The 15885-nt window shown below is 59.1% G+C and carries 12 protein-coding genes and 1 rRNA gene; 8 read left to right on the top strand and 5 right to left on the bottom strand.

From position 1 onward, the window contains the following. Window positions 1–187 precede the first annotated feature (187 nt). Window positions 188–303, top strand: a 5S ribosomal RNA gene (gene rrf, locus HDC32_RS23790). A gap of 401 nt (window positions 304–704) precedes the next feature. Then, window positions 705–2585 (top strand): methyl-accepting chemotaxis protein, encoded by a 1881-nt coding sequence (locus tag HDC32_RS23785; protein ID WP_184745710.1) that lies wholly within the window; start codon window positions 705–707, stop codon window positions 2583–2585. 38 nt (window positions 2586–2623) lie between these two features. Here the strand turns inward: HDC32_RS23785 and HDC32_RS23780 are convergent, their stop codons facing one another. The 5 genes from HDC32_RS23780 to HDC32_RS23760 form a co-directional block, all read right to left on the bottom strand. Beyond that, window positions 2624–3088 carry an SRPBCC family protein gene (locus tag HDC32_RS23780; RefSeq protein ID WP_131700467.1) on the bottom strand — a complete coding sequence of 155 codons (465 nt, stop codon included), beginning with the start codon at window positions 3086–3088 and terminating at the stop codon, window positions 2624–2626. Between the two features lie 19 nt (window positions 3089–3107). Next, complete coding sequence (locus tag HDC32_RS23775) at window positions 3108–6485, bottom strand: amino acid adenylation domain-containing protein (RefSeq protein WP_184745708.1); 3378 nt, start codon at window positions 6483–6485, stop codon at window positions 3108–3110. After that, window positions 6482–7420 (bottom strand): diiron oxygenase, encoded by a 939-nt coding sequence (locus HDC32_RS23770; protein WP_184745706.1) that lies wholly within the window; start codon window positions 7418–7420, stop codon window positions 6482–6484. Before HDC32_RS23770 ends, HDC32_RS23775 begins: the two co-directional genes overlap by 4 nt. Further along, window positions 7417–8175, bottom strand: a complete 759-nt coding sequence (locus HDC32_RS23765) for a DUF3050 domain-containing protein (protein WP_184745704.1) — start codon at window positions 8173–8175, stop codon at window positions 7417–7419. Before HDC32_RS23765 ends, HDC32_RS23770 begins: the two co-directional genes overlap by 4 nt. Before the next feature lie 337 nt (window positions 8176–8512). Continuing rightward, entirely contained in the window at window positions 8513–9220 is a 708-nt protein-coding gene (locus tag HDC32_RS23760) for a GntR family transcriptional regulator (RefSeq protein WP_131700471.1), read from the bottom strand. Between the two features lie 266 nt (window positions 9221–9486). Between HDC32_RS23760 and HDC32_RS23755 the strand changes: the two genes are divergently transcribed. The 6 genes from HDC32_RS23755 (at window position 9487) to HDC32_RS23730 (ending at window position 15885) form a co-directional block, all read left to right on the top strand. Continuing rightward, window positions 9487–10380, top strand: a complete 894-nt coding sequence (locus HDC32_RS23755) for a TauD/TfdA family dioxygenase (protein ID WP_131700472.1) — start codon at window positions 9487–9489, stop codon at window positions 10378–10380. 14 nt (window positions 10381–10394) lie between these two features. Continuing rightward, a complete protein-coding gene (locus HDC32_RS23750; protein ID WP_184745702.1) occupies window positions 10395–11420 on the top strand; it encodes an ABC transporter substrate-binding protein in 1026 nt (341 codons plus the stop codon). Window position 11421: 1 nt separating this feature from the next. Beyond that, complete coding sequence (locus tag HDC32_RS23745; protein ID WP_131700474.1) at window positions 11422–12273, top strand: ABC transporter ATP-binding protein; 852 nt, start codon at window positions 11422–11424, stop codon at window positions 12271–12273. 12 nt (window positions 12274–12285) lie between these two features. Continuing rightward, window positions 12286–13134 carry an ABC transporter permease gene (locus tag HDC32_RS23740; RefSeq protein WP_145335682.1) on the top strand — a complete coding sequence of 283 codons (849 nt, stop codon included), beginning with the start codon at window positions 12286–12288 and terminating at the stop codon, window positions 13132–13134. Window positions 13135–13193: 59 nt separating this feature from the next. Beyond that, window positions 13194–14114 (top strand): LysR family transcriptional regulator, encoded by a 921-nt coding sequence (locus HDC32_RS23735; RefSeq protein ID WP_145335684.1) that lies wholly within the window; start codon window positions 13194–13196, stop codon window positions 14112–14114. Between the two features lie 235 nt (window positions 14115–14349). Continuing rightward, window positions 14350–15885 (top strand): MFS transporter, encoded by a 1536-nt coding sequence (locus HDC32_RS23730; protein WP_184745700.1) that lies wholly within the window; start codon window positions 14350–14352, stop codon window positions 15883–15885.

Raw genomic sequence — 15885 nt, 5'->3', positions numbered from 1 at the left:
CCCGAACTCAGCAGTGAAACGATGCATCGCCGATGGTAGTGTGGGGTTTCCCCATGTGAGAGTAGGTCATCGTCAAGATTAAATTCCGAAACCCCTGTTTGCTAACGCAGACAGGGGTTTCGTTTATGTAGAAGTCCATGAATTTCATCGGTACGTTGCTAAAGCAACGCTCCGATACACAGAATTTCTTGACGACCATAGAGCATTGGAACCACCTGATCCCATCCCGAACTCAGTAGTGAAACGATGCATCGCCGATGGTAGTGTGGGGTTTCCCCATGTGAGAGTAGGTCATCGTCAAGATTAAATTCCAGAACCCCTGTCTGCTCATGCAGACAGGGGTTTTGTCGTTTAGAGGGTTTATAAACTTTGTAAGCGAGCAGATACGCCTACCCAGCTCCAAACATCAGGTTCATGGCGCCAGTCTATTTTTTAAAAGCGCGACACAGGTATTAATGAAAATTTGTCGCACCGTTTGAAGGGATGAAGTCCTTACACCTACATCTTGTACGACAACCTTTGGTCGGCTTCCTACGTAAAAAGACGATTCGTCCCACAATTCCCTAAGTTTTCCTCCTGCTTGGCCGACAGCCTGATGAGCCATGAGTGCACCGAAATAGAGCGGCCCAAGACGCCGCCTATACCGTTACATGGAATGTTCCTCTCGGCACGCTCACCCCCTTTGGCAAAAAGAAGTCGATGAAATGAATCTCAAGTTCAGTCATAAAATTCTGTTGGCCGCGTCAGGCGTTGTGGTTCTGGCCTTCGCGTTATTCACCCTTTACAACGATTATCTGCAGCGCAGCACAATCAAACAGAATCTGGAGTCGTCTATCCAGCAATCCGGCGAACTCACCGCCAGTAGTGTGCAGAACTGGCTTAGTGGTCGAATACTGGTGCTCGAAAGTCTGACGCAAAACGTTGCCCATCAGGGTAGCGCTGCTGATCTCCCGGGGCTGGTCGATCAACCGGCGTTCACTTCGAACTTCCAGTTCACCTACGTTGGTCAAACCAACGGTGTGTTCACCCAGCGCCCGGACGCAAAAATGCCTAACGGCTACGACCCTCGTCAGCGTCCCTGGTACAAGCAAGCCGTGGCTGCCGATAAACCCATGCTCACGCCGCCCTATATGGCCGCCGTAGGTGGGCAGATCGTAACTATCGCTATGCCTGTGAAAAAGAACGGTGAGTTGCTCGGTGTGGTCGGCGGAGACCTGAGCCTACAAACTCTGGTGAAAATCATCAATTCGGTGGACTTCGGCGGCATCGGCCATGCGTTTCTGGTCAGCGGAGACGGCCAAGTCATCGTAAGTCCTGACGAAGACCAAGTGATGAAAAACCTCAAGGACATCTACCCAGGCACTAACGTCCGTATTGAGAAAGTTAATCAGGACGTAGTTCTCAAGGGCCAGGATCGCATTCTGTCGTTCACGCCTATCAGTGGCTTGCCCGGTGCAGATTGGTATATCGGCCTGTCGATTGATAAAGACAAAGCCTACGCACCGCTGGGTAAATTCCGTACGTCTGCATTGATCGCCATGCTGATCGCCGTAGTCGCGATTGCCGTGCTGTTGAGCCTGCTGATTCAAGTGTTACTGCGGCCCTTGACTACCATGGGCATTGCCATGCAGGACATTGCCCAGGGTGAGGGCGACCTGACTCGCCGCTTGACGGTCACCAGTAAAGACGAGTTCGGTGAAGTGGGCAGCGCGTTCAACCGGTTCGTGGAGCGTATCCACGCCTCGATTTCCGAAGTGTCTTCTGCAACACGTCAGGTGCATGACCTGTCTCAGCGTGTGATGGCATCATCCAACGCCTCGATCATCGGCTCTGATGAGCAAAGCGCACGCACCAACAGCGTGGCCGCCGCAATCAACGAACTGGGGGCTGCCACCCAGGAAATCGCGCGTAACGCCGCCGATGCTTCACAGCACGCCAGCGGTGCCAGCGAGCAGGCCGATGATGGGCGTAAAGTGGTCGAGCAAACCATCCTGGCAATGTCGGAGCTGTCGCAGAAGATCAGCCTGTCCTGCACTCAGATCGAAACCCTGAACGCCAGCACCGACAATATCGGCCACATCCTTGATGTGATCAAAGGTATCTCCCAGCAAACCAACTTGCTGGCACTGAACGCTGCGATCGAAGCAGCACGTGCCGGGGAAGCCGGACGCGGGTTTGCCGTGGTCGCCGACGAGGTGCGTAACCTGGCTCACCGTACCCAGGAGTCGGCTGAGGAGATTCATAAAATGATCACTTCGCTGCAAGTGGGTTCGCGTGAGGCAGTGACCACCATGAATGCCAGCCAGACCTCCAGCGAGGAAAGTGTCCAGGTTGCCAACCAGGCCGGTGAGCGCCTGGTCAGCGTAACGCAGCGAATTGTCGAGATCGACGGCATGAACCAATCCGTCGCTGCGGCCACCGAGGAACAAACTGCCGTGGTGGAAACCCTCAACGTCGACATCAACCAGATCAACCTGCTGAACCAGCAGGGCGTGACCAACCTCAACGAAACCCTGAAAGACTGCGATGCGTTGTCGCAACAGGCCAATCGGTTGAAGCAGCTGGTCGACAGCTTCAAGATCTGACCCGCTGAGTGTACGAGTAGGAGCGAGCCGTTTCGCTCCTACCGCTTACCCAGCAAGCGGCGAACATTGTCCAGCGCGCTGTCGGCGAAGCCCTGCACAAACTGTTCAAATCCTACCTGTGCCGTGTCCAGGGGGTCGGCAATGATGGTCCAGGTTGCTCTGGAGCAGTGCGCTCCAAGCGCTTCTACTTTGATCGACGCCCACAACCTGGCCACGCCCAGGGTGTTGTAGATCATGGTCCAGGTCATGTGCATCGCGTGCTCTTCCCGGCTATTGAGCTGTTCTACGACGCGGTTGCCATCGCGGAAAAATTTCGTGCGTAAAGCGCCCACTCCGTTGCCGGTCATTTCGATATGCGTCAAGGAAGGGATGAACGCATCGAAGCCTGCAAACTGCCCCACTAGGTTCCACAGGCGGGAAGCATGGCAGTCGATCACCACAGAGGACACTATCGGCTGGCCGTTCGGGTTATGAATTAACGTATCGGGTTGCAGCGGTTTCATGAAGTTGTCCTGAATCGGTTCAAAGAAAGCCGATGGCCTTGAGATAGTTGCAGCCTTTACTCAGCAGTGCCGGGTCTTTTTCGGGGTATTGCTCACCCATCTGCTGAACGCCGCGTTGCGCGTTGTCATGGAGGATCATCGAGGTATCACCGATGTCTTCATCCAGTCGATCAAGGTAAAACCCGAGTACACCAAACATCGCATTGTCCTGGCTCACCGTTCGCAGCGTCTGCTGCCAATACGCAGTACTGACCCGCTCGAACCTGTGGCCCGCCCGGTTGAATGCATCCAGGTAGTGCTCCCAGCTCAGTGGTTGTGGGTTGTGCAGGTTGAATACGCTTCTATCGGCTTGAAAGCGATTGCAGTGGAACGCAATGAAGCGAGCCAGAAAGTCCACGGGCATCAGGTCGAAATTCAGATCCAGCCTCGGCAGCATGCCCAACTGCAGCGACCCCTTGAGCATCAACATCAGGCGATTCTTCTGTGGCTGGCAGACTCCGTTATGGCTGTTGAAGCTGATATTTCCAGGGCGATGGATGTTCACCCAAGCTCCTTGCTCAACTGCACGTCCCAGGACCCGCTCGGCTACCCACTTGGAGAGGTTGTAGCCATTTCGGATGTACAGGGGCAGGGTGTCTGCCGCCGGAGCTTCGAGCACATGCCCCATCGTGCCGATGCTGCTGGCGGCCGACAACGTCGAGACAAAGTTGAAGACTTTTTTGCAGCGGGTTTCGCACAGGCGCAGGCATTCGAATATGGGGTCGACGTTGTCTCTGGCCAGTGAGGCGTAGTCCATTACGTGGTTGACCCTTGCTGCGTTATGCACCAGCGCGCCAAAGTCAGCGGCGAGTGCGTCATACGCGTCACAGGCCAAACCCAATCGCGGCCGGCTGATATCGGCGGCAAATACTCGTACCCGGCTCAAGTCCAGATGTTCCAGTTGGTAGTCACGCAACGCCTGGGTAAAACGAGCCATCGCAAGATTCCCCGGCAAGTCACGCACCAGGCACGCGACCTCGGTGGCACCGGCGTTCAACAACGCCTCGACAATATGGACGCCGACGAAACTGTTGGCCCCCGTCACGATCACCTTGTGCGGATTGCCGGCGCGGTCCCCTTGCAACGGATTGATCATCCACTCCCGTTGAGCGTCCATGACCGCTTGGGCAGAGGATGCGTCGGGCAGTTCACCATCCCCCATCAGTGTTGCGAGCGTACGGATAGTCGGTACTTCAATGAAATGGCTCAACGCGAAACTACGGCCAAATTGCTCGCGAACACGCAACAACAGTGTCGACAGCAAAATCGAATGGCCGCCCAGTGCGAAGAAGCTTTCATCGATGGGCAACTGGCTGGTGGGCAAGCTCAGCAGCTCACCCCAAAGGTCGCTCAATCGCGCTTGAAGTGGCGTGTGCGCAGCGCGGGGAGTGGCCTGCAAAATGGGGTGGAAGGGGCGCGACAGCAGCCCCTTGCGGTCGACTTTGCCGTTGTTGCTGTGCGGCATGGCTGGCAGTTCCACCCAGAAACCAGGTTGCATGTAGTTCGGTAGCCACTGGCGCGCATGCTGCTGCAAGGCCACCAGCGTAGCGTTGGGTTCGGGCTGGGCGACAAAGGCGCAGATCCTGCTTTCATGGTCGATCACCACGGCCAGCTCACGATACAGCCTGCTGCTGCGCAGGCATTGTTCAATCTCCCGAGGGTCGACCCGAAAGCCGCGGATCTTTACCTGATCGTCGCGACGCCCACCCAGCACAATGCCTTCGGCGGTCCACTGCGCCAAGTCGCCGCTGCGGTAGGCCCGCAGCGTTTGGCCGCCTGGCACCAGCAGTTCGACGAACGGGGTGTCAGCCTGCCGCGGCGCATTCACATATCCCAGGCTCACTCCGGGCCCGACGATGTACAGCTCACCCATCACCCGCTCGTCCACCGGTTGCAGATCGTCATCGAGGATCAGCACCTGGCTATTGGCGATGGGGTGGCCGACATTACGATTATTGTCATCGGGGTCGAACGTCCGGTGCGTAATCAGTACTGTGGTTTCGGTGGGGCCATAGAGGTTGTGCAACTGACACTGTCCTGCCAGACGCTCGATTACATGGGGTTCGCAGGCATCGCCACCGGTGAGCAGATGCGTCACGCCCAGGGGGGGATCCAGCGGCAGGATATTGAGCAGCGCAGGCGGCAGGAAGGCATGAGTGACACGCTGTCGGCGGAGCAATTCCACCAGTTGTCCAGGGTCGTGTCGCTGTTCCTCGCTGGGTACGATCAACTCGGCGCCGGCAATCAGGGCGGGGAAGATTTCGATCAGTGACGAGTCGAAACCCAAGGGCGAAAATTGCAGGACGTGGCTCCGTTCATCTAGCGTTATGCACGACCCGAACCAGGCCGTGAAATGTGCCAGGTTGCCTTGGCTGAGCAGCACACCCTTGGGCTGGCCCGTACTACCCGATGTATAGAGCACCATGCACGGTATATGCGCGCAGGGGCGATTGTGCATCAACGAGGATGCTGAGTTGGCGTTGAGCGGCTCGACTGCGCTGACATCCAGAGAAATGAAACGCTCCCTTAATGGATGCTGGCCTGCATCCAGCAATACGCTCGCCCCGGCGTTTTCGAGCATGGCCCGGTGGCGTTGGGCGGGCTGATCAGGTCCCAGTGGCAGGTACACCGCACCACTGCCCAGTACGGCAAGAATGCTGGCATACAATTCCATGGATTTTTCCAGGCATACACCGATCACCGGTGGCGCCTCAAGCGCCTCCAGCAGCGGGCGCAATCGCTGCTGAATCGCCATGGCCCGCAGGTGTAGTTGGCGGTAGGTCACGGTGTGCCCCGCCATGTTCAGCGCCGGCCGGTCGGCGAACAGATTAAGGCTGGCCTGCACCCGCTCGATCACCGGCACCTGGGCTTCCCGGATCAGATCGGGGTCTGCCGTGCGATTGAATCGATGCATGAATGCCAACGGCTCTAGCCCGTGCAAATCGTGCTCGGGCCAGTCAGTGGCATCCGCGCTCCTAGAGAGATACTCGGGGTCACGTGAGAAGCCACTGACGAGTAGCGCGACCCAATCCACCAGCGCAGTTGTTGCCTGCTGACGCAGACGCTGGCCGTTACCACTGGGCTCCTCGGCAATGCCCAGCGCGGCAAACAAACGTCGGTCATGGTCATAGGCGCGCAATTGCAGCGTGGGTAACCCGCTGCTGGTTAACGGGCCCATCCCCAGGCGCAGGCATATACAGGTGGTTTCGCCCAGGTCATCCGGCAACGGCAGGCTACCGTCTTCAATCCACAGGTCGGTGGCCTCATCCCCCGACACATGGCCGTACTGTTCCAGTATTAGCCTGATTTCGCCAAGTGCCTTGCTTGTGCCGCACCAGCCGATGGTCAGGCACCTCATGGCGACACCGACAGGTAGTCGTTCAGCACCTGCCCCACACTAGGCGTTTGCAGCAAGCCGCTGTGTTGCAGGAAGCCCATGATATTGCTCATCAACGGGTGCTGGCGGGTGATGGGGAACGCCAGCGCTGATATTTCATCGCGCAGCACACCGCGCAGGCGCTCGCTGATGTCGAGGTGTTCGATCAGGTGCAGGTCGAAGTTTTTCTGCAGGTCGTTGGTCAGATAGTGCGCCAGGAATGTTGGCAGTACCTGGGCGATGCTGTCACGGTCGTCCGAACTCGCGGCTTTCCAGTAGATGCGCACCAGCCGCGTCCAGAACTGCGCGTGGCGACCTTCGTCAAACAGGTGGTCGTCCATCAAACCTCGTATGGAGGCCTTGACACTGCGGTCCTTGGAAAACGCTGCTACATCGTGGGTAACGGTGTTTTCGGCGATGGCTACGCCAATCAGCTCTACTGCATCGCTCAGGTGTGCCGGAGCCTGCGCCTGCGCCGCCGGCAGCGCACGACTCAGTTCGATATGCCCGGGGAGGTCGAGCGGTTGTATGCCCGTCATTGCGACAGTCTGTTGCATGAAATCCAGGGCCACCAAGGCGTGGTAGTCCTCGTCTACCACAACCGTCATCGCATCAACGCGACAGGCGAGGGGGAAGGGCAGCGAGAAGCGATTCTTGGCAATGCTGCGCGCGGTCTTGTCGACGATTTCGGTTTCGAAAATAACCACGTCGTGGATGAATTTGTAGAAGCTCTGCACCAGCACGAAGTCGCGCCACTGCGGGCAATGTTCCATGAAGGTCTCGCTGAGTACCAAGGGCTGACGACACAGTGGGTAGATCAGCTTGTCATCGTCTTCCAGCAAGCGGCGAGGGCGGGTTCGGATGGTTGCGCGGCGTTCCCAGTCGTCGGCGATGGTGGTGTAGCCAGCCGTATTCATGGGTGCACCTCTTGCAGTGCGGCCTGCACCTCGTCCCAGAACGTGATACGGCTTTCTACGGCGGCAAGGGCTGCGTCGTGGGCCTGCTGCGGATAAGTCGGGTTGGCACCCACCAGGCGTTCGAGCAACTGCTCTGCTGCTCGCCCATGATGCTCAGTGTCCACCTCAATGTGGCGCTCGAAGTAACCACACAAGGCGGATGCCTGGCGGTGGATGAGCGTGTCGGGCTGCAGGAGGTGTTCGAACATACTTGGGATGACGCGCTCACGCCCATGAAGGAATGCGGCTGCTACGCAATGTGTAGGGGCTTCCAGCGCCATGCGCAGCGTGTCACTGACGAAGCGCGCTGCGCCAGCAGGAACATCGGCCATGCGCAGGGCAGTGCTTGCTTCCACGGCTTGGTGCTGCAGTGCAATGAAACGGTGTATCGCCGAGGTGCTGGCGCCGACTTCGACCATGGCTTCCAGGTACCACTCGAAGTGGCTGCAATGGCCTTGCCTGGGGTGAGAGTCTGATTCTTCGCCCAGCACAATCTCATTGATCAGGCGTGCAGCTTGCGGGTCGGCCGGTGGCAGCCAGGGTAGGCGAGTGCAAGTCAGGTCCTGTTGCAGGCGTTTGGTGAGTGTCATGAAGTCCCAAACAGCGAACACATGGTGTTCCATGAATAGTTGTAACTTTTCCAGCGAAGTTATTTCCGGAAATAACGGATGGCTGCACAACAGCCGTTTTCTTTGTTCCAGCAAAGGTTGGTACATGGTTGATGCCTATAAGTTATTGCGTCTGCCGCTAAAACAGCATTGGACTTTTGTATGCGGCAAGAAGATAAAAAGATGTAAACCAGGCTTTGCGCGCACGAGCGCTCACGCAAGTGGGGCTGCACGGTCGATTTGAGTGTCTGGTCTAGTAAGGAAAGATAATAAGCGGGCTAAACAAATTGGCGAGTATATGAATGCATTAGATGTTTTTCTAAATAATATAAGCTGTCGGCAACTTACTTTATAAGAGTGGGAAGTTTCTTCTGCGCGGGGCGCCACCGGTCAGGTAGGGAACCCCGCGGCGCTCGGCGGGCAAGATAAGAGACCTGACACCTTATTAGAGAGTCTTCGCTCCGCTGGCATCCAGGTTATTGAGATAGGTTGTGATCACTTCCATCCCGCGCATCAAGTGATTACGCAGTGTCAGGATACTTTCCTGGACTTTCTTTTGTGCCACAAGGTTCAGCAGTTCGCGGTGGTCTTCCTGAGATGTCTCGCCCAGCCCCATCGCCTCAAGGTTGAAGCGCAGGAAGCGCTCCTCCTCATTCAGCCCGTGCTCCACCAGCTTGAGCAACCTCTGGTTGGGAGCCTTGCTATACAGGGTCATGTGAAACAGGCGATTGAGACGGCCAATCTCGGTGTAGTCTTTTTCCTGTTCCAGGGCACAGATGAACGTGTCTGCCTCGGCGATATCGGCTTCGGTCAGCAAGGGAATCGACAAGCGCAGGGCTTCAGACTCCAGCAACATTCGCAGCTCATAGGTTTCAGCCGAATTGTCTTCGATCAACGGTGCAACCACGGCGCCCTTGTGGGTGACCACGTGCAGCAGCGACTGGGCCTCCAACTGGCGCAAGGCTTCACGCACCGGCATGCGGCTGACCCCGAACAGGCTGGCCAGCTCCTGCTGACGCATGGCGGTACCGCAGGGCAAGCGGCCATCAAGGATGGCATTGCGCAAGGTTTCTTCAATCACGGAGCGAGCAAGATGGGCGGGAATAGGACCGCTGACCTTGATGCTGTTCAAAGGATTCGGCTTCTGCGTCACGGTTACGCTATCGTCCTTATTAAAATAGTGGTGGCTAATTGGATCCAATGCACACTAGAGGCTGCCCATAAGCTTGTCAAACCAGCACAGTTTCGGCTTGTAAGCGTTTCAACGCGTGATTCCGGCGGCCCACATGCAGGCTTTGCGGGGTCTGACGCGCCAGTGCCATGTTGCGACATTCCCCTATATCGATATTCTTTAACGGTATTTAAATTGCCGTTCTTATATCTATAAAGTCACTCTCCTGACTGATCGGGAGTGACCTCATGTCCGCCACCTCTACTGTTCCAACAGCGGCCCTCTGCGCCCAAGCATTCGAGATTCGACCACTGCCTGGCAGCGTGGGTGCCGAGATCATCGGCCTGGACTTGTCCCGCCCGGTCAACGATCAGGATTTCGCCCGCATTCACCGCGCGCACCTGAACCATCACGTCGTAGTGTTCCGCGACCAGCGCATCACCCCCGAACAACAGATCGCCTTCAGTCGCCGCTTTGGCGTACTGCAAATCCACGTGCTCAAACAATTCCTGCTGGCCAACCACCCGGAAATCCTGATCGTCTCCAATATCATCGAAAACGGCCAATCCATCGGCCTGGGTGACGCAGGCAAATTCTGGCACTCGGACCTGTCCTATAAAGAGCTGCCGAGCCTGGGCTCGATGCTCCACGCCCAGGAGCTGCCGTCCGAAGGCGGCGATACCCTGTTCGCCGACATGCACAAAGCCTGGGATCAACTGCCCGAGCACCTGCGTAAAGCCGTTGAAGGCCGCAGTGCCGCGCACTCTTATACCGCGCGCTACAGCGAAACCAAATTCGAAGGCAACTGGCGGCCGACGTTGACGCCCGAGCAGCTTGCCCAAGTCGCGGAAGTGGTTCACCCCATCGTGCGCACCCACCCGGAAAACGGCCGCAAGGCGCTGTTCGTCAGTGAAGGCTTCACCACCCGCATCGTCGGCCTGCCGGAAGACGAAAGCCGCGACCTGCTGGCCCAGCTCTACGCCCACAGCGTGCTGCCGCAGAACACCTACCGCCACCAATGGCAGCCCCACGACCTGGTGTTCTGGGACAACCGCTCGCTGATCCACCTGGCCGCCGGTTGCCCGAGCCATCTGCGCCGCAAGCTCTTTCGCACCACCATCCAGGGCGACGCGCCTTTCTGATTCGGAGCATGACCATGTCCAGGAACATTCCATTTGCACGGCTGGCCGCGACTGTCGGCCTGAGTGTCAGCCTGTTGGCCGGCAGCCTGCTCGCGCCGACGTCCGCGCAAGCCGAAGGCGAGATCCGCATCGCCGAACAGTTCGGCATCGTCTACCTGCTGCTTAACGTGGTGCGCGACCAGAACCTGATCGAAAAATATGGCAAGCAGGAAGGCCTCGACATCAAGGTCGATTGGACCCAGCTGTCCGGCGGCGCCGCGGTCAACGACGCACTGCTCTCCGGTTCTATCGACATCGCCGGTGCCGGCGTCGGCCCGCTGCTGACCATCTGGGACCGCACCCACGGCAAGCAGAACGTCAAGGCCGTGGCCTCCCTGGGCAACTTCCCCTACTACCTGGTGAGTAACAATCCCAAGGTCAAGACCATTGCCGACTTCACCGACAAGGACCGTATCGCCGTGCCGGCGGTGGGCGTGTCGGTACAGTCGCGCTTCCTGCAATATGCCGCCGCCAAGCAATGGGGCGACAAGGAATTCAATCGCCTCGACAAGTACACCGTCGCTGTCCCGCACCCGGATGCCACCGCTGCCCTGATCGCTGGTGGCACCGAACTGACCGGGCACTTTTCCAACCCGCCATTCCAGGACCAGGCCCTGGCCAACCCTAACGTGCATGTGGTGCTGAACACCTACGACCTGCTGGGGCCGAACTCGCCAACGGTACTGTTTGCCACCGAAAGATTCCGCAACGACAACCCGAAAACCTACAAGGCGTTTGTCGAGGCGTTGACCGAAGCCGCGCAGTTCGCCCAGAACGATAAAGGCGCTGCGGCCGACACTTACATCCGTGTCACCAAGGCCAGGATCGACCGCGCCGAGTTGCTGAAAATCATCGACAACCCGCAGTTCGAATTCAGCGTCACGCCGAAAAACACCTACCCGCTGGCGGAGTTCCTCTACCGCGTCGGCGCCATCAAAAACAAGCCTGAATCGTGGAAGGACTACTTCTTCCAGGACGCCAAGCCCCTGCAAGGAAGTTGAGATGAACGCGCCCTTGCAAGGCCACACGGCCAGCAACCTGCACACCCGCTTGCCATTGCTGGCGGTGGATAACGTCAGCCTGGAATACCGCACACCGGAGCGCGTGGTGCGGGCCACTCATCAAGTCAGCTTCGAGATCGACCCGGCGGATCGCTACGTGTTGCTCGGCCCATCGGGTTGCGGCAAATCCACACTGCTCAAGTCCATTGCCGGGTTTATCAAACCTTGCGAAGGCGAGATCCGCCTGCTGGGGCAAAAGGTCGAACAGCCGGGCCCCGATCGCATCGTGGTGTTCCAGGAGTTCGACCAGTTGCCGCCGTGGAAAACCGTCAAACAGAACGTGATGTTCCCGCTGCTGGCGTCGAAAACCTTACCGCGTCGCGAAGCCGAAGAGCGGGCGCTGCACTACCTCGACAAAGTCGGTCTCACCGCCTTTGCCGACGCTTACCCGCACACGCTTTCCGGCGGTATGAAAGCCCGCGTGGCCATCGCCCGCGCCCTGGCCATGCAGCCGAAAATCCTGCTGATGGATGAGCCCTTCGCCGCCCTCGACGCGCTGACCCGGCGCAAGATGCAGGAAGAATTGCTGCTGCTCTGGGAAGAGGTGCGCTTCACCCTGCTATTCGTCACCCACTCCATCGAAGAAGCGCTGGTGGTGGGCAATCGCATCCTGTTGCTGTCGCCGCACCCGGGGCGCGTGCGCGCGGAAATCCACAGCCATCAATACGACCTGCACAGCCTCGGTGGCGTGGAGTTCCAGGCGTCGGCGCGGCGGATTCATCGCCTGCTGTTCGATGAAGCGCCCGAGGCCGAACGTGAGTTGGGTTTCGCCGATATCCGCATCGCTTACTAAGGGGACAACCCAATGCGCCAGGAATACGAAATTGCCCTTGAGCCGCTGCTCAGCGTCCCCGTTGAACGCGAACTGCCCCTGCGCCAACGCCTGTGGCAACAAGGCTGGCTGCGCAAGGGTCTGATCCTGATCGTGCTCGCGATCCTTTGGGAAGCCGTCGCGCGCTACCAGAACAACGACCTGCTGCTGCCGAGTTTCCTGCAGACCTTTCACGCGCTCTACGACGGCCTGCTCAGTGGCGAACTGCTGAGCAAGGTGAGCATCTCGCTGGTGGTGCTGATCAAGGGCTACCTGATCGGCATCGTGCTGGCGTTTGCCCTGACCACCCTCGCGGTGTCGACGCAACTGGGCCGTGACCTGCTGAGCACCCTGACCTCAATGTTCAACCCACTGCCGGCCATCGCTTTATTGCCGTTGGCGCTGCTGTGGTTTGGCCTGGGCCAGAACAGCCTGATCTTCGTGCTGGTGCATTCGGTGTTGTGGGCGCTGGCGCTCAACACGTATTCGGGGTTTCTCGGCGTGTCCGAAACCCTGCGCATGGCCGGCCGCAACTATGGCCTCAACGGCATGCGTTTCGTGGTGTTCATCCTGATCCCGGCGGCACTGCCGTCGATCCTCGCCGGCCTGAAAATCGGCTGGGCCTTCGCCTGGCGCACACTGATCGCCGCCGAGCTGGTATTCGGTGCGACCAGCGGCAAGGGCGGTCTGGGCTGGTACATCTTCCAGAACCGCAATGAGCTGTACACCGACAAGGTATTCGCCGGGTTGGCGGTGGTGATCCTGATCGGCCTGCTGGTGGAGAACCTGGTGTTCGACACCTTCGAGCGGCTCACCGTGAAGCGTTGGGGCATGCAGCGCTGATACACCCATCCTGCTACGATTGCGGCCAGCTCACTCCCGACTGATCATGAGTGCTTGGCATGCAACTACCCGACATGAACCTGCTGGTCGCCCTCGACGCCCTGCTCGACGAGGGCAGCGTGGTGGGCGCCGCGCGGCGGATGAACCTCAGCCCGGCGGCCATGAGCCGTACCCTCACACGTATTCGAGAAGCGGTGGGCGATCCGATCCTGGTACGCGCCGGTCGCGGGCTGGTACCCACGCCCAAGGCCTTGCAGTTGCAGAGCCAGGTGCGCAACGTGGTGGAGCAGGCGGCGTTGTTGTTTCGCTCGGCGGATCAGGTTGACCTGAGCACCCTGCGCCGTCGCTTCAGCGTGCGCGCCAATGACTTTTTCATCGGCGTGTATGGTGGACGCCTGTTCGACACCATGGAGCGCATGGCGCCGTTGTGCGAGCTGTGTTTCGTACCCGAAGGCGACACCGATGATGAAGCCCTGCGCGAGGGGCGGCTGGATCTACGGGTGAGCAACACTATGCCGGTCACCCCGGAAGTGAAGGTGCAGAACCTGTTTTCCACCACCTTCGTGGGCCTCGCGCGCGAGGACCATCCGTTGTTTGACGAAGAGATCACCGCAGCGCGCTTCGCCAGCTATTCCCATATCAGCATCTCGCGGCGTGGCATCGCCCGTGGCCCGATTGACACTGCACTGAATGCCCAGGGCCTGGAGCGACGCGTGGCGATGATTGCCCCGGGCTTTCACGGTGCGATGTTCATGTTGCCCGACTCCGACCTGATTCTGCCGGTGCCCAAAGAGGCGCTCTACAGCGCCAATCGCCTGAAGCTGCCACTGCGCGCGTTTGCGTTGCCGATCTCGCTGCCGACGTTGGTATTGGCCCAATCCTGGCACCCGCGCTTCGACAAAGACCCGGCTCATAGGTGGTTGCGCGAGACGATGCGTGAGAGCTGCCACGCCACCTGGCTGGAAGCACAGCCGACCTGATTTACAAGCCATGCACGGTCAAAATGTGGGAGGGGGCTTGCTCCCGATTGCTGTGTGCCAGACCCAGATTTTCTATCTAATCCACCGCAATCGGGAGCAAGCCCCCTCCCACAAGGGTTCTATAGTGAATCCAGGATTGTGTCTGGCGCACTTATACCCTGCCAACATGTAACTTTTTGTCATGCATGTGCCTGATTAAACTGCTCGGGTATTTCTAATTCCGAGTTACCTGTTCATGACTTTCCTCGCTGCCCCCACCCTTGCGGCTGCAGCCAAACCCACCGCTATCACCCCGCCTGTATTTGGCTCGCGCATCATCATCGGCCTGGTCGGCGTGTTGCTGGCGGTACTGGTGTCCGGTCTCAACGAGATGGTCACCAAGGTGGCCCTCGCGGATATTCGCGGTGCGCTGTACATCGGTTTTGACGAAGGCACCTGGCTGGTCGCTGCGTACACGGCCACCTCCGTGTCGGCCATGGCCTTTGCGCCCTGGTGTTCGGTGACGTTTTCCCTGCGGCGCTTCACCCTGTGCGCCATCGGCCTGTTCACCGTGCTTGGCATCCTTTGCCCGTTTGCGCCCAACTACGAAAGCCTGCTGCTGCTGCGTACCGTCCAAGGCCTGGCGGGTGGCGCATTGCCGCCGATGCTGATGACCGTGGCGCTGCGCTTCCTGCCGGCCAACGTCAAGCTGTATGGCCTGGCCGGCTACGCGCTTACCGCCACGTTCGGGCCGAGCCTCGGCACGCCGTTGGCGGCGCTGTGGACTGAATATGTCGGCTGGCAGTGGGCGTTCTGGCAGATCGTCGGGCCGTGTCTGCTGGCGATGGCCGCCGTGGCTTACGGCTTGCCGCAAGACCCGCTGCGCCTGGAGCGCTTCAAGCAGTTCAACTGGCGCGGCCTGCTGCTGGGGTTTCCGGCGATCTGCATGCTGGTGATCGGCATTCTGCAGGGCAATCGCCTGGACTGGTTCGAGTCGGGCCTGATCACCTTCCTGCTGTGCGGCGGCAGCGTGCTGCTGGTGCTGTTCATGTTCAATGAATGGTCGCACCCGATGCCGTTTTTCAAGTTGCAGATGCTCGGCCTGCGTAACCTGGCTTTTGCCCTGATCGTGCTGGCAGGCGTGCTGATGGTGCTGACCTCGGTGATCATCATCCCCTCGAGTTTCCTCGCTCAGGTCCAGGGTTATCGCCCCCTGCAAACCGCGCCGGTGATGCTGCTGATGGCGCTGCCGCAATTGATCGCGCTGCCTCTGGTGGCTGCGTTGTGCAACCTGCGTTGGGTCGATTGCCGCTGGGTACTGGGGATCGGGCTGGGGATGTTGGTGCTGTGCTGCGTGGGCAGTGCGCACCTGACCTCGGCGTGGATTCGCGACGATTTCTACGGCCTGTACCTGCTGCAAATCTTCGGGCAGCCCATGGCGGTGTTGCCGCTGCTGATGCTTTCCACCGGCAGCATCCAACCGGCGGATGGGCCGTTCGCCTCGGCCTGGTTCAACACCGTCAAAGGCCTGGCCGCCGTGATTGCCACCGGTGTGCTGGATGCGCTGACCACCCAGCGCCTGCACTTTCACTCGACCATGCTGGTGGACCGCCTGGGTAACTCGCCGCTGGCCGACGGCGATGCGCCGGGCCTGGCCCACCGCCTGCACGAGCAGGCCGTGGTGCTGACTTCTTCGGATCTCTATTACGTCATGGCCGCTGTCGCGGTAGCGTTGATCCTGCTGATTTTCTGGATGCCCACGCGGATTTTTCCGCCTCGCGCACCAACCTAG

The organism is Pseudomonas sp. JAI120 (assembly GCF_014207255.1).
GTDB lineage: Bacteria > Pseudomonadota > Gammaproteobacteria > Pseudomonadales > Pseudomonadaceae > Aquipseudomonas.
This window is presented reverse-complemented; position numbering and strand designations above follow the sequence as displayed.

Coding starts and splice junctions, on each gene's coding strand:
- HDC32_RS23785 (WP_184745710.1), top strand. CDS start 705: ATGAATCTCAAGTTCAGTCATAAAATTCTGTTGGCCGCGTCAGGCGTT.
- HDC32_RS23780 (WP_131700467.1), bottom strand. CDS start 3,088: ATGAAACCGCTGCAACCCGATACGTTAATTCATAACCCGAACGGCCAG.
- HDC32_RS23775 (WP_184745708.1), bottom strand. CDS start 6,485: ATGAGGTGCCTGACCATCGGCTGGTGCGGCACAAGCAAGGCACTTGGC.
- HDC32_RS23770 (WP_184745706.1), bottom strand. CDS start 7,420: ATGAATACGGCTGGCTACACCACCATCGCCGACGACTGGGAACGCCGC.
- HDC32_RS23765 (WP_184745704.1), bottom strand. CDS start 8,175: ATGTACCAACCTTTGCTGGAACAAAGAAAACGGCTGTTGTGCAGCCAT.
- HDC32_RS23755 (WP_131700472.1), top strand. CDS start 9,487: ATGTCCGCCACCTCTACTGTTCCAACAGCGGCCCTCTGCGCCCAAGCA.
- HDC32_RS23750 (WP_184745702.1), top strand. CDS start 10,395: ATGTCCAGGAACATTCCATTTGCACGGCTGGCCGCGACTGTCGGCCTG.
- HDC32_RS23745 (WP_131700474.1), top strand. CDS start 11,422: ATGAACGCGCCCTTGCAAGGCCACACGGCCAGCAACCTGCACACCCGC.
- HDC32_RS23740 (WP_145335682.1), top strand. CDS start 12,286: ATGCGCCAGGAATACGAAATTGCCCTTGAGCCGCTGCTCAGCGTCCCC.
- HDC32_RS23735 (WP_145335684.1), top strand. CDS start 13,194: ATGCAACTACCCGACATGAACCTGCTGGTCGCCCTCGACGCCCTGCTC.
- HDC32_RS23730 (WP_184745700.1), top strand. CDS start 14,350: ATGACTTTCCTCGCTGCCCCCACCCTTGCGGCTGCAGCCAAACCCACC.